Annotated in this window: 7 protein-coding genes; 3 read left to right on the top strand and 4 right to left on the bottom strand. The window is 48.6% G+C overall.

Annotation, left to right across the window (positions count from 1 at the left end; translation table 11 throughout):
• Positions 1-13: 13 nt before the first annotated feature.
• Complete coding sequence (locus AABK39_RS03840; protein WP_338393599.1) at positions 14-4,615, bottom strand: endo-beta-N-acetylglucosaminidase; 4,602 nt, start codon at positions 4,613-4,615, stop codon at positions 14-16.
• Positions 4,616-5,151: 536 nt separating this feature from the next.
• Here AABK39_RS03840 and AABK39_RS03835 point away from each other — a divergent pair.
• The gene (locus tag AABK39_RS03835; RefSeq protein WP_338393598.1) at positions 5,152-9,027 is read left to right on the top strand and encodes a helix-turn-helix domain-containing protein; all 3,876 of its coding nucleotides are present in this window, start codon (positions 5,152-5,154) and stop codon (positions 9,025-9,027) included.
• A 124-nt stretch (positions 9,028-9,151) separates the two neighbouring features.
• Positions 9,152-9,844 carry a GOLPH3/VPS74 family protein gene (locus AABK39_RS03830; protein WP_338393597.1) on the top strand — a complete coding sequence of 231 codons (693 nt, stop codon included), beginning with the start codon at positions 9,152-9,154 and terminating at the stop codon, positions 9,842-9,844.
• Between the two features lie 13 nt (positions 9,845-9,857).
• Here AABK39_RS03830 and AABK39_RS03825 read toward each other — a convergent pair whose 3' ends face one another.
• A complete protein-coding gene (locus AABK39_RS03825; protein WP_338393596.1) occupies positions 9,858-10,151 on the bottom strand; it encodes a J domain-containing protein in 294 nt (97 codons plus the stop codon).
• Positions 10,152-10,383: 232 nt separating this feature from the next.
• Here AABK39_RS03825 and AABK39_RS03820 point away from each other — a divergent pair, with 232 nt between their 5' ends.
• Entirely contained in the window at positions 10,384-12,588 is a 2,205-nt protein-coding gene (locus AABK39_RS03820) for a S46 family peptidase (protein ID WP_338393595.1), read from the top strand.
• A 78-nt stretch (positions 12,589-12,666) separates the two neighbouring features.
• On the opposite strand, the gene AABK39_RS03815 is transcribed toward AABK39_RS03820, so the two are convergent.
• Complete coding sequence (locus tag AABK39_RS03815; protein ID WP_338393594.1) at positions 12,667-13,902, bottom strand: 6-bladed beta-propeller; 1,236 nt, start codon at positions 13,900-13,902, stop codon at positions 12,667-12,669.
• Between the two features lie 95 nt (positions 13,903-13,997).
• Positions 13,998-14,384, bottom strand: a complete 387-nt coding sequence (locus AABK39_RS03810; protein WP_338393593.1) for a diacylglycerol kinase family protein — start codon at positions 14,382-14,384, stop codon at positions 13,998-14,000.
• Positions 14,385-14,759 lie beyond the last annotated feature (375 nt).

Raw genomic sequence — 14,759 nt, 5'->3', positions numbered from 1 at the left:
GAAAGTTCAGTCACTAATTTTTCATAATTCTAATCACCGATACCTGACTGTCGGAAGACACTTTCAGAATATAAATCCCCGTCGACAAGTTTCCGATATTTACAGATTCCCGCGAATCACCATTACCCGAAAGAACCACGGCTCCACTTTGCGAAATAATCGAGTAAGCGAATTCGCCGGAAGCTTGGATATTGAGTACGTCCGTAGCGGGATTTGGCCATACCGTAATCCTGTTATCCGCAAGCGGTTCCGCTGAAGGCTTGGCCGTAGAGGTACGGAGTTGGGGAGCGGAAGTGTCGTTAGCGAAAGCGATGTAAGCCACGGCTTCGCCAAGGTGTTTCCGTTCGGAATCCGCTATTTGGTCTTCATCCAGACTTACCGTCATTGATCCGTTGCTTACGCCTGGATTTAGAAGAGTGGCCCAAGCGCCGTCACTACCGGCCATTCCGGCTACGCTCAGCACGGCCCCTTGAACTTCCTGCCAGCCTAACGACTGTGTGGAGCCCGCTGGCGTCTGTACCATTCCGGTAACGCCAGAAAGCGTCCCGGCCCTGAGCCGAAGCCCATCCAAATTGGTGTCCGCCCCAGTTTCCATCACAATAAAGCCTAAGGTCTCCGCATTACGGGTTGTTTCTGGTCCTGCGCCTACATGCTTGCCTACATAAGCGCTTGCGCTCGTAGGGGTTCCCAAGCTTCCGTTGTCGGCATAAAATACGGACCAACGGCTGTCGTTTTCAGTCATGACCTGCCCCACTACTACAGGAGAAGCAAAAGCTGAAAGATCTGTGGCTACGCCTTTGCCCAGGTAATACCACTTATAAGCGGTCTGGGAAGAAATGACTTTTCTGGCCGAAAGCTTCACCCCGTGCTCGGTTTCGGTGTAGTCGCCTTCTTCCACAGCCAAATAATGAACGGAACGCGTACCTACAGTGCCAGTGCCAAGGGCTTGAAGCTTAACTTGGAAACTGTCGTTCGAGGCGTTTCTGATCCGTACAACGAAAGGCGCCACCGAAGCGTTCGGTTCCGTAACCGGAGCCGTCACTACTACCATAGAAGAAAAAGATTCGTCAAGGTTTACGGTAGTCCAAGTTTCGCCAACGCTAACTACTCCGGCCTGAGCCACAACTTCAGCCGTAAGGTCAGGGCTTACAGTTACGGTTTTCGAAACATGGGCAGTCTCCCCGTCACTATCAGTGACAGTCAGCGTCACATTATAATCGCCCGCTGTGGCGAAAGTGTGAGTTGGATTCGCTTCGGTAGTGCCGGTGTTGTCGCCGAAATCCCAAGCGTAAGCCACAACAGATCCGTCCGGGTCGCTTGCTTGGGCCGTGAACTGGACAGGGGTCTCTTCTTTGGCATTTGCCGGAATTTCGAAGTCAACAACCGGCGGAAGATTAACCGTTCCGTCATCGGCCACATGGATGTAAGCGTTTTTTGACACCTCATGAGTTCCAGCCGAAGTCACCACTTTCAACGAAACAGGGTACGTTCCGCTTTTTGCGTAGCTCACCGTAGGCCGGGCCTCGGATGACATCTCGGGATAAGCGCCCGGGAAACTCCAAGCGTAGCGGATCTCGTCGGGAGCCGACACCTCCGCTTTGCGCAAACGTGGGGAGCCTTGTATCCAGGCTATTTCAGGGCCTGCCGTCAGGTCGGCTCCGCCTTTTTCGTCTTTGCTCGTAACGCCCGTATTTTCGTTGAGCTTCCAATAATGGGCGAGTTTGTCACTGTATGGGGCCGTCGCTTCCACTTTCATATCCTGCTGAAGCTGGGTTTCTGTACGGGCTTCTTTCCAGAACCGAATATCGTCAAGGCTCACACTGGCCCGATCCGCGGCATTGCCCAAACGGAGACGGCCTTGGGTACCTTCTCTGTAAAAAACCGAAGTGGAGGTTACGCGTTCGATCACCTTCTTTCCATTCAGAAAAAGCCTCGTATTAAAGCCGTCGTAAGTCATTGCGAAGTGTTGCCATTTTCCGATCGGGATAGGCATAGGCGTGGTTTTGCTTCTTTTGACATCGGCATTCGGCCCCAAACCAATAACATAACACTGGATGGCGTCACCGTTTTTGAATTTCATGCTGAGGAAATTCCCGAAACTCATAAAATCGGTATAGCCCCAATGCGAAGCGTCCCTTTTTATCCAGAAAGAAATTGTGAATGGAGTTCCCGAGAAATCGATTTTCGAATCGGATACCACCTGTCCGGACCTGGAATCCACCATCATTCCCGACGTCGGGCCATATGTGGCGCCCGGATCGCCGGTGTAATCAAACTCGATGTTTTGACCAGGCAAAGCTTCAGTCACCGAGGCGGAGAATTCGGCCATAGGGGCTGTGACGCCTTCCGACGGGTTAACGGTCACGATTACGCTGTCCGAATTGACCCGCTGGCCATCCGAGTGCGTCGCGGTCAATTTTACTTTGTATTGGCCGGGTGCGGAGAATATCACTTCGGGTTCCTCATCGGCGCTGGCCGCGATGTCGGCCCCTTCAAAGGTCCAGGCGTAAGCATGGGAAGCGACCGACCCGTTGCCCATACGGTAAGCGATTCCCTGCGTTAAGGTGTGGCTATCAAGATCGATATTCGCGTCGGGGTCGGGATCCAAAGTCTGCGAAACCGGGAGGCTGTTTACATTAGCCGTTCTACCGTCGAGACCAACGGAGATCACTTTCAGGTTGAGTTCCGTTTGCCCCTTTGCTATTTGATGATTCTTTACCAAAAATGAACGGGCGGAGCTTCGGCCTACCAACTGCGAAGAACCGTCGGACAATACTTGGCGGATTTCGAAATACCTTATGCCAGCTTCCTCGTTGGTGGAGGGATTACCCGGAAGGCTCCAGTCAAGACGGGCGGAAAACTTATCCCCGACATTTTCGAATACGTCGGCGCTTACCGCAACCGGTTGTTCGGGAACGGGGACCGCTCCGTCTGTCAGCAAAATCTCACCTATGCGCAAGTCGTAATTGTTCTCGGTACCGGAACATTTCAACGCTATGACCGCCATGGTTTGGCCAGCGTAAGCCGAGAGGTCGATTTCCACCGTATTCCAGCCTGGCCTCAGTATTTGTCCTAAACTGTGGAAGGAGAAAGGCGAAAGTTGCTGGCCGTTTTCGAAAGCGAACCCGAATGCGGCATTGGCCTCTTCGCCTTTGGCCGCACCGGCTTTTTTATAGCTCACCGAAATTTTGGTATCGGCGCTTACGGGCAGTTTCACTTTGTAAAGGCGCAATGTATTATCGCCGCTCAAGTTTCCCTTTACCCTAAGAGAAGCCGATCCGTCAAAAGCCTCGTCAAAGTCGATGCTGGCTTCGAGGCCCTGTCCGCCCTGGCTCCACCACCATCTCCAAGCGGGAAGAATATCCTGAAGGCTCCAATCCGACCAAACTCTCTCGAAGCTTCTGTCGCCGTTTTCCGAAAAAGACACTCCTTGTCCCGGATTAAATCGGGTAAGGAAAGGGTATTGGGTAATGGCGGTTTTGGCCGGCATATAATAAGAGAAACCGAAGGTCTTCGGGATTTTCCCTGTACCGGTTCCCGGTTGTCCAGGATTGCGGACATCATGGCTAGTGCCCGTCCACATATCCGCGAGCATCTCGTTTTGGGTAAAGCTCATCGACCTTTTAGGATCGGAAGAAAGGTGGGCGTATTCGTAGCCCGTATCCCAAAGACCGATAGAAATTTTATGGTAAGGACTCAAGTTGCTCCAATTGTTATTGGCTCCCTGCGGCATATAGATTCCCACGGCTACGTCGTAAGGGTCCCTTCCGAAGGATCTTGCGGTATTGATAGAAGTAGCGATAGTCGAGGTCCCCCAATTGTAATTGCAGAAATAAACGTCGGACACCGTTTTGCCTCTTCTATGGAAAAAATCCTTATTGCCATTATTGAGCTGGTTGGCAAAAGACACTCGTCCCGTATTCGATCTGGCGTCGTACCAAAGGATCTCGAACTCATCAAAGCCGATTGAGGTGGCATAAGCCTGCATTTCTTCCAAAAAACCTTTCTGGTCCTCGGCACTAGGCGTGTAACTGCCCACATACTCCGAGTTATATGACCAACCGTCAAAACCGTAGTAACGGGCAATATCGACAAGTTTGCGGGCGTGGATATACACACCGTTTACCTTTCGGTGCATTTCCCTGAATTCCTCTCCGTGCCAACCGTTATTGGCCCAAACCAACATTCCCAACGACTTTGTGCCGTTGCGGTGGGCGGCTTCGGTAAGCATAGCGCTAGGCATAACCACTCTGGAGGCATATGACCACTCGGCGCGGACGTCCATGTATTGCCAGAAAGTAAAAGCCTGTTCGCTGGAGTCGTCGTAGCCCCGGGCACTGGTCGACAACCCGCTCCAATCACTCAGTTTTCTTTTCGGGTCCAGTTGTGGGTTAACTTGCGACGGCTTATATCCCACTTTGTTTCGAAGGGGGACGCGCGAAATATGAAACTCCCTATCGGGGTCAGCATTAGCGCTCGATTCGTTCCAGTCAAGGGTAAAGTTGGGCGAATCGGGATTAAAGTCCCATATTTTTCTGGGCACATGCTCCTGGCTCTGGGAATAGCCCGCCAGGGACATTACAAACAATAAGCAAACGATAAAAGTGCTTCTCATAACGTAATGGTTTATGTTGAAAAAGAATAGTCCTCCCACTTTCGGATTACAGCCTTAGAGTATGATGACATTTAAACCCCAAACAATAAAGGTTTCCGCAAAACAGACCAACCCAAGTTTTGCGCCCCCTCAAGGCTTGGCTAACCCGATAAAAATGGAGGCGCAAAGGATTGGATCCTTCCATACAAAGGACTGTTGCGTCACACAATATTAGATATCAGTCACTGGCAAAAACACAGAGGATTGACCGTATTACGGGGTGTTTTGACCGGTGTTACGCCTCCGTAGGGGTAACAGAGACGGATAGATAGGGATTGATGATCATTTTATTTTATATCAAGCCCAATCTGGAACCCGAATTTTTAGGCAAAACCGAAAGAATCTAGAATTTCGAAGGAGACCAAAAGGCTTGTCCGAAATCCTTAAGGAGGAAAAATATTAGGTCAACTTGACTCGAGTTCTTTGGACAAGCGGTATTCCCAATACCTTTTCCCGACTCGCGCCACACGACTAACCCGATTTTGCAGAAAGCGTCTATGACTAGAAAATTCACGATTTGCCTGCTTTTGTTTACCTGCTTTTCTTCCGCCACGGCTTCAGACTTTGGCTATACTGTTATGAAAAGCCTGCAAACGCAAATTCCGGACCTTAGGGGAAGTCAAGTCATGGAAGACAAGAACGGCTTTATCTGGATAGCCACTTTCAGCAGTTTGCTTTGGTATGACGGAACGGAAGTAAGGACAGTTTTCGAGTCGGATTCCGACATGCAGATCCGAAACGCTATTTATCAGAAAAAGAAAAACAGGATCTGGCTCGCCACCACCAAAGGGCTGAAAGTATTTGACATCAATCTTCGGAAAACCGTTACGCTAGCAAAAGGCCCTCTAGCCAAAGATATCTTCCAACAATACGCTATCGGACTCTGTGTCCAAGATGGCAACGTATGGATCGCCACGCCAGACGGACGGCTTGTACGATGGCAGGGGGATACAGGCAAATGCCAAACCGCTTTAAAAAATCGACCGACAGGAAAACGTATTTATCACGGCGCACTCCAAATCGGCACCGACACTTCCGGTAACGTCCTTTTTTCCGATTGGTCAAAACGCCTATTCCGAATTCGGCCGGGAAAATCAACTCCCGAACCCTTCAAAATACTGACAGCCGAGGGGAAAACCTCACCCACCGACCTCGATCTAAAGAGGTTATACCGGTCCAGTAAAGGCGATATGTTTTGGGTGACAAACCACGGTCTAGCTAGTGAAGACAAAAACGGCAACTTCAGAATACACCAAACACCTAACGAAGACCTAAATTATTACGCTAGCGTCAGCTCCATAAGCGATGATGGAAAAAACTTATATCTTGGTACCGGCGCCTATGGCCTGCGTTACGCAAACCTACCCCAAGCAGGAGTATTTAAAACCTCCGCATTAAAACACGCCAAAATACAACTGTCCGTTTCGGACTCGAGAACACGCAACAACCACGTAGGCGGACTCACTTTTGACAGCCGTGGCAATTTGTGGCTGACCATTCCACGGTGGGACATCTTAGTGTTGCGCCCCGAAACGGGACTTTTTTCGGACAGGATCGAGGGCTTACCCCCTTTCAAAATTATGGCCTCATGCAAAGCGGAAAATGGAAAAGTCTGGTTCGCTACTTTCGAAAACGGACTGCTGTTGTATGATCCCATTAAGAAAAGCTACAAAGCTTACAGGCCAAACTCCGAAGGTTATAAGGAAAAGCGATTCTCAGAGGCCTTCAAGGCTTCTGACGGCACATGCTGGTTCGGTTCCAGGCGCGGTTCCCTTTACCGTTATATCGCCAGTCAGGATAGGTTCGAAAGCAGGAATCTAGCCTTGAGCAAAAGCCCTACTATTGGTGTAAAATTCATCAACGAAGACAGATACGGCAATATTTGGTGCGTTTGCGAAAAAAGAAGACTGTGGAAAATATCCCCGGACATGAAGAGCGCCGAATACCGTGATGCGGGCGGGTCCGTACACAACCCCGCCAATATTCTCGGTTTCGCCATCAGCAAAGACGGCTGGCTAGTCTATAACAATAGCCAAACGGGCCCCGTCCGTTTCGAAATCACAAGGGACAGCTTACGTCCCCGAGCCCTGAAAACAACAACAAAACCCAGACCGACAGCTTTAGCGAAAGGGATCAACGGCGGTATTTGGATGGGCTCGCCCGACGGTTCTCTTTTTCATCTGGCGAAAGGCAGCGACTCTCTACAATCATACCTTCCAGACAGAGAAAACCTTATCGGAAGAATAGCCTCATTGGCCCAAGACCGACTGGGGCGAGTCTGGATAGCCTCCACTAGAGGCCTTACAGTATTTTGGCCTAAAGAAAGAAAATACAGACGGTTTGGCTTCGACGGGCGAGCTGTCTTCCCCTCATACCTAAACAACCTATCAAGTCCGCTACCCGACGGGCGCCTAGCTTTCTCTTTCGTGGCAGGAACCACGGTTGTTGATCCGGAAAAACTTTCCTCAGAATCATCCGAAAACGAGTTTCCCATACAAGTTATAGAAATAAAAGTCCTAGGGGAGAATGTAGCACAAACCCCATCAGAAAATGACGGCTCATACCGTATCAAATTGCCTTATGATTTCGGAAATCTGTCCATTTCCTTCACAACTCCCCACTTTTCGCCTTACACCCAACCACAATACGGTTACCGAATCTCATCAGAAAACGGAAAAGGAAAGTGGCAAAATATTACCGTTAAACAGGGCAAAATAGAATTTCCAAGTCTCTCTCCTGGCGAATATAAAATCGAACTCAGCGCTAGTTCCGATTCACACAACTACACAGACTCGCCAACCTCCACTATTCTTGTTCAGGTATCGCCTCCTTTCTGGAAAACTGGCTACGCCTATGCTTTTTACATCTTACTGATCCTGATTTTGGCCGAAATCTACAACAGGTTCGGAACGCTAAAAGCTTTGTTAAAGCACAGGATAATCAGTATTCAGGATAAAAAGGCTACACAATATGCAGAAATACCATTCAAGCAACTGGCTTACGATATCCGGTCGCCACTCAGCCTGATTAAAGCGCCCTTGGAAAGCGCCCTGGAAGGAATGAGACGGGGAAAACGAAAAGACCTGATGAATTTGGCGCTTGAACATACAAACAAAATCACCGACATGATCTCGTGGGCATTACAAACGGAAAACTATTCGGAACGGGCCGTCACACAAAGTCTTGAAAAACGAGATCCTTTACTATATGTAAAGGAAATGGTGGAGGCATTAAATGCAGACGGTAACACCCCGGAAGCGTACTATTCAGGAAACTTCACAGAAGAATACGTGTGTTTCAACGCCGTAACTTTAAGCAATCTGATTCGCATTACATACGATAACGCACTACCTGACCTTCCTTCCGGTGGGCGACTCAATTTTTCCGCCAAAATGGACCATGAACTTCGACATATCCAAATAACGGTTACTTATCAGACAGACAAAAATACCTGTGACAATCACCACAAACTACAAAATGCCCAGCATTTGGCCAGCTCATCAGGCGGATCGGTGGAGGTACGGCAAAAAAACGGCACGATAACCTATGAAATCCGACTTCCTTTCAAAACCTCCCCTGATCCCCATAAGTCTAAAATAGAGGCCCTACTTATATCAAACGAAGTAAGAAAACCCCGTATAACGATCTATGGCGAAGATGCTGGAACTTTAACATTCGTTCAAAACATAATGGAAAATGAGTATGAAATCAGCACTTCCACAATCGAAGAAAAACAAAATCTGACCGGAAAACCGGAAAGCTCTCCGAGCCTGATAATAATAGACGAGTCCAAGCGAAAAAACGTATCACTAGACTTTTGCCGAAAACTGAAACAAGAATCGGTGACTTCGCCCAAGGTCCCAATAGTATACTTATCGGTCCGTCATGGTACCAACGACCTCTTGGACGCAATAGCCGCAGGGGTGGATGTTTACTTGCCCAAACCTTTCGAGACCAGAGTTTTTTTGGCCCAAGCCCAGGCCCTTATCAACCAAAAGCTAAGCTCCCCGGCTGTCTCGGACCCCTCTCATGGGGAAACATGGACAGTAGACGGAACTTTTTTGGAAATGGTAAAATCCGAAATCCGCTCGGGGCTCAAAGACCCGAGTTTCGGAGTGCCCGCACTATGCGAAAAAATCGGACTCAGCAAAACTTCGCTTACCGAAAAGCTACGCAAAGCCACTGGCCTCAGCCCAGGTGAACTAATCCGTTACGAACGTATAAACCTGTCCGCTATACTTTTGGTCAAAAACCCAAAACTCAGTATTGGAGAGGTCGCCGCCAAAGTAGGTTACGAAGACGTAAAGTACTTTAGAACAAGGTTCAAGGAACATTTTAGCCGAACACCGCGGGAGTATCGGAACGGCAATTAAAGCTTAATTGATATAACATTAACCCGCATGCCAAAATTAATTTCAGCCTTTTTCATCTTTCTTTCGTATAATTTAAAATAAGAGAATTTTAATCTCTCCCGATTTTTCACCAACACACATGCCTATGGACCTGAGCGTAGCGGAAAAACTTTTGTTGCTTTGCCAATCGCCCGACAAAAACGGGCTGTCTGTCCCCGGTTTTCATCTGCCTTACGGCATCATCGCCAGCCTGATGACGGACCTTGCGTATAGCGGGCATATTTCGGAGAAAGAAAGGAAAGTCGTTATTGTCAACAAAAATCCCGACAAAGCTTCTGTTCTTAGCGACATCACCGAAACTATCCGGGAATCGCAAAAACGGAGAAGTATGAAAAGTTGGGTCCAGCGTCTGGCCATGTCTTCGGGACGATTCCGACGGGCGATTCAGGACGAATTGGAACGCAAAGGATTGCTCAGGATCGAACGGAAAAAATTTTTGGGAATAATAAGCTACCGCAAAACGTGGCTGAGAGGTCACAAAACACAAAAAAGTTTGGTAAACACTCTGGCCGGGGCGGTCCGTCACCCCGACCTGGCCCTGCCTCCAAGTGACCTCCGCCTTTTGGGAATCGTGTTGGTTTGCCAACTGCACGAAACTCTGGGGCTGGACAGCGCCAAAGACCAGGAATCCTTAGATAGCGCGACATACCGTATCCTCTCGGAAGATTCGACAATGCGCTCTTTGGCACAGATTATAAACGAAACGGATATGGCTACCGGGCAAATCCCCTCAACGGTTAACCAAGCGGCCTTTTACCAACTCAATTCCAGTTCCTAAAAAAACGGATCTCCTACAGCAATACGGTCCAGATCAAAAGCGCCGTAAAAAAACTCAAGCACAACACCATTCCGGCGAAAGCCGTTCTGGAAATCACTCCGTAATTTTTCGGCACCTTATAAACGGCGTCCGAAAATCTGCGGTCATATTCTTCCCGCATATCTGGATTTGACAAAACTTTGAACGCTTGGCGCACGGACGGCATATCTGTCGCCTCGCCCGCCTTTCGCATTTTTTGGAAAGATTCCCTGATACACTCCCCACTGGCATCCCTCGCCACTCCCAGTATTTTGTAATAATCCACCATAGCTCTTTCAATAAGTCCAAGAGCCTTATTTTGTTCCGAACCTAAAGCAAAAGTACACGCAACGTGTTTTTCGGCCAGAAGCCTTACTTCTTCCGCCTTTACGCCCTCAGCTTTCCTATCTTGTCCTATTCCTGGCCGGCGAATGGCCTTGTTCGCTCAGAATTTTGGTCAGAACCGCTATATTTGGGTTTAAAAATGTAAAAACGAAAAATTCCTAACTACTAAAGACCTGATGAAGATAAACGGAAAACAGTTTAGCCTGATTCTTTTCCTGTGCCTGTCGCTTGGGTTCAGGGCCAAAGCCGAAGAGGGCATGTGGTTGCCGCAACTGATCGGCGCTTTGAACGAAGGCGACATGCAACGCCTGGGCATGAGAATGTCCGCACAAGACATTTACAACATCAACCGGTCAAGCCTTAAAGACGCCATCGTATCGTTCGGCGGATTCTGCACCGGCGAGATGATCTCGGGCGAAGGCCTGTTGCTCACCAACCACCACTGCGGCTACGGCGCCGTACAAAGCCATAGTTCGGTAGAGAACGATCTTCTGACCAACGGTTTCTGGGCTATGAGCCGTGAAGAGGAACTCCCGAACCCGGATCTGTTCGTGACTTTTATCGTCAGGATCGAGGACGTGACCGACCGGGTGCTCGGAGGCCTGTCCCCTAACCTTTCCGAAAGCCTGTTGCAGGATTCGGTAAGCGCCCGGATTCCCGGAATCGTAAAGGCGTCAACAAAAGGCACGCATTATGGAGCGCAAATCAAGCCGTTCTTCTACGGCAACAAATACTTCATGTTCGTTACCGAGACTTTCCGCGATGTCCGCCTCGTGGGCGCTCCTCCTTCAAGTATCGGCAAATTCGGCGGCGATACCGACAACTGGGTGTGGCCGCGCCATACCGGCGACTTCTCGATGTTCCGCATATACGCCGGCCCTGACGGAAAACCCGCCAAATACTCGAAAGACAACGTACCGTTGCAGCCGCGCCACTTCCTCCCGATCAACATCGGAGGCGTGAACCCCGGCGACTTCAGCCTCGTGTTCGGCTTCCCGGGCCGTACGCAAGAGTACCTGACCTCTTATGCCGTTGATCCTTTGGTAAACAAAATCAACCCGGCAAGAATCGCTATCCGCGACGAGAAACTCGCCATCATGCGCGCCGATATGGACGCCAGTGACAAAGTGCGCATCCAATACGCCTCGAAGTACGCCCGCGTGGCCAACTACTGGAAAAAGTGGATCGGCGAGAACCGTGGCCTCAAGATTACGGAAGCGATAGAGAAAAAACGCCGCGGCGAAGAGAAATTCACCAAATGGGTGGAAGCCGACGCCGAAAGAAAGCGCAAATACGGAAACCTGCTGTCGAAGATAGAAGGCGTTTACGATTTGCAAAACCCCGTTCGCCTGCCGTCGGAATATATGCGCGAGGCGGTTTACGGATCGGAACTGATGACTTTGGCCTACCGCGCCAGCCGTGTAGCCAAAGAGAAGCACGGTACCAAGTCGTACGAAAAAGCCGTAGCCTCGGCGAAATCTTACGCCAAGAGGGTTTTCAAAAACTATAACCTGCCTACGGACAAGAAACTTTTCGCGCGACTGATGGAAATCTACGCACGCGATATCCCGGCCGACATCCAGCCGGAGTTGCTCAAGCAAGCGCAAGCCAAATACAAAGGCGACCTGACGGCTTGGATGAAAAAAATCTACAAGAAAACGGCCCTGACCGACTTGGCGAGCTTCGAGAAAGCGCTGGAAAAACCGTCAAAACTGGCGAAAGACCCGGCCGTAGTGGTACACAACGCGTTCCGCGAGAAGTACGAAAGCTCGGTACTGCCCGTATTGCGTAAAACCGGCAACGAACTTGACCTGCTGATGCGCACCTACGTAAGCGCCCTAATGGAGATGAGCCCCGACCGCAAATTCTATCCGGACGCCAACAGCACCATGCGCGTAAGCTACGGAATCATTGACGGAGCCGAGCCGGAAGACGGCGTGCTGTACACCCACCAGACTTACCTGGAAGGCATCGTTCGCAAGAACGAAACCGGCAACCCCGACTTCGAGATGCCGGCCAAACTCCGCGAGCTCTACGAGAAAAAAGACTACGGACGCTGGGCCCACAAAGGCAAGATGCCGGTATGTTTCCTGGCTTCAAACCACACCACTGGCGGTAACTCGGGCAGTCCTATCATTGACGCCTCGGGCAACCTGATAGGCCTGAACTTCGACCGCACATGGCAAAGCACCATGTCGGACGTAAACTACGACGCCCGCATTTGCCGTAACATCGGTATGGATGCCCGCTACCTTTTATTTATCATAGACAAATACGCCGGCGCCACGCACCTGATCAACGAGATGAAAATCGTTTCGGTAACCTACGAACCAAGCGCCGAAACAGAGAAAGTGGCCCAAGAAGAAGCGACCTTGGACTAAGCCCAAAAGCATGTAAAATTAAAATCCCCTTCGGCACCTTACCGATGGGGATTTTTTTACCCTCAAGCAACAAATCTATCACCTCAACTTTATCTTCGCAATTACAGGATTGCTGTCCTCTCCGAGTCCCGAAGCCAAGCGCTGAACTTTGTCAAAAGCTTTTTCACTTACCATCTCGCCGTCCCCGTCTTCTATCTTTTCCACATAATCTTTAATGGTATGCGCGTAAACGGAAGCATACAGCCCCCCCCGATAAAGAGTGGGAGGATCAGGAAAGAATAAGCACAACTGAATGCCGTCAATGTCATTTGCTACTACTTCGTTGATGGTTGTGGATTTGCCTGTTTTTCTGTTGTATATGGTATGAAAAATATCAAGTGTCCCAGCCTTTCCGTCGTACAACATTTCTAAATACTTCCAAGCTCCGATATAGATATGCTCCTTCGAACCTTGACAATAATTAGCGCTTAGACACTTCGCTTTGGAGAGCTCCGTGTTAGAAAAACCTTTTCCCTTCTGAAAGTTCAGGTCTTTACGGGTGGTTACTCCCGGATTGGTTTCTATCCTGATTTTCCGTTTAATTCCTACGGAGTCAAACTCGTACAGAATATTGTTTACCTTATCCGCCGCAAATGCGTTTCCCTCACCGTCAGAAGAGAGTTCAAACCTTGGAGCGGGATTAACCTCCCAAGAAGGGAAAGGTATGGCTTCCCATTTGAAATTGTCATTTATCGCATCACCCACATACAGCCGGTTTACCGATTGACCCGCTTTTAGTTTCACAACGGCGTTCTTGTCACCGCTATACAACCACCACGCCTGGGTCGTCTTGCTCAATGCCATCATTCTTATAAAAGAAGAAGTCAATTCCCCTTCGCTAATAAACGAGCCGTCATCCATGGAATAAAAGACATAGCGCTTCCCGACATCTTTAATAAAAAGACGCCGGTTATACGGATCGATATTGAAATAACCGAGACTCCGATACTCCTTCGGCCCCCAGCCCCTTTGCGATAGCTGAAAAACAAATTTGCCCTTTTGGTCAAATACGACTATCCGCTGGTTTTTCATATCCCAGACGTAATACCTGCCCTCAAACGGAAACACCCTGATCTCGGCGCCCAGCAAAACCTTTTCCGAATCAAGGGGAATATACTCGATATCCGTAGCTATAGCCGACAGCTTGGTTTCAGGTTTTTCCACTTCTATCCATATAGGTTTTTCGCTTGCCGAATTACCCGAGTTATCAGAATTGTTACATGAAACGAAAAGGCATATCACTATGCCAGAGAAAAACCATATTATCTTATCCATATTTAAAAATTCATATAAAAAAGAGAAGGGCTACCACCCTAACATCAGTTCTTAAATTATTGTATTGACCTAAAAGCAGTGTTGGTGAGTGTCTTCTATTGACCCCGGAAAAACACCAATAACTTCGGAATAAAAATAAACAGGCCACAGACCAAGGCCACAATAGCCGAAACCAAAACCGCTCCCGCCGCCTGGTCTTTCGCTTTTTTGACTAGATCATTCTTTTCGGGGGAAACCAAATCACACAAGTTCTCAATTGCGGAATTTATTAGCTCCATAGCGAATACAAAGCCTATAACTCCGCATATTATCATCCACTCCACACTATTAATCTCAAGAAGCCACCCAAGCAAAATCGCCATTATCCCCGCAAAAAAATGAATGCGGGAGTTATGTTCTTCCCTAATCAAAAGCAAAAGTCCGTTGATAGCATATTTAAAACTCCCCAACCGCCTTCTTATCGAAAAATGATTCTTGCCCATTATATAAATAGCTACACAGTTAAAAAATACCCTCTGAATATAACTAAAAACCAAAATGCTCCCGCAGTCACAACACAAGGGCTTTTACCTGCAACTTGGAATTAGGGAACAGCCTAAGACCAGATTTATCAGTCTTTTTTATGTGGGCTCCCGGAAGGCAATTTACCTTGAAATAAAAACACGAACCACAAAATAACGCCTAAAATTACAGCTGATATTATGTCAAAATCGTCAAACTCTACACTCCGAATTAAACGCGAAACATATGTAAACAGCACCGAAAAAGAGCATAAAAAGATTAAGTAAGTAAGTTTATAAATCACATTTTTCATTTCCTTTAAACGTCAGATTCAGTAATCGTATTTTTTGGAAAGC

It is taken from the genome of Fulvitalea axinellae (genome assembly GCF_036492835.1).
In the GTDB taxonomy this organism is placed as follows: Bacteria; Bacteroidota; Bacteroidia; order Cytophagales; family Cyclobacteriaceae; genus Fulvitalea; species Fulvitalea axinellae.
This window is presented reverse-complemented; position numbering and strand designations above follow the sequence as displayed.

What these genes read in the sequence shown, in the direction of transcription:
- AABK39_RS03810 (WP_338393593.1), bottom strand. Translation starts at nt 14,384, where the DNA reads ATGGGCAAGAATCATTTTTCGATAAGAAGGCGGTTGGGGAGTTTTAAA.
- AABK39_RS03825 (WP_338393596.1), bottom strand. Translation starts at nt 10,151, where the DNA reads ATGGTGGATTATTACAAAATACTGGGAGTGGCGAGGGATGCCAGTGGG.
- AABK39_RS03820 (WP_338393595.1), top strand. Translation starts at nt 10,384, where the DNA reads ATGAAGATAAACGGAAAACAGTTTAGCCTGATTCTTTTCCTGTGCCTG.
- AABK39_RS03830 (WP_338393597.1), top strand. Translation starts at nt 9,152, where the DNA reads ATGGACCTGAGCGTAGCGGAAAAACTTTTGTTGCTTTGCCAATCGCCC.
- AABK39_RS03835 (WP_338393598.1), top strand. Translation starts at nt 5,152, where the DNA reads ATGACTAGAAAATTCACGATTTGCCTGCTTTTGTTTACCTGCTTTTCT.
- AABK39_RS03840 (WP_338393599.1), bottom strand. Translation starts at nt 4,615, where the DNA reads ATGAGAAGCACTTTTATCGTTTGCTTATTGTTTGTAATGTCCCTGGCG.
- AABK39_RS03815 (WP_338393594.1), bottom strand. Translation starts at nt 13,902, where the DNA reads ATGGATAAGATAATATGGTTTTTCTCTGGCATAGTGATATGCCTTTTC.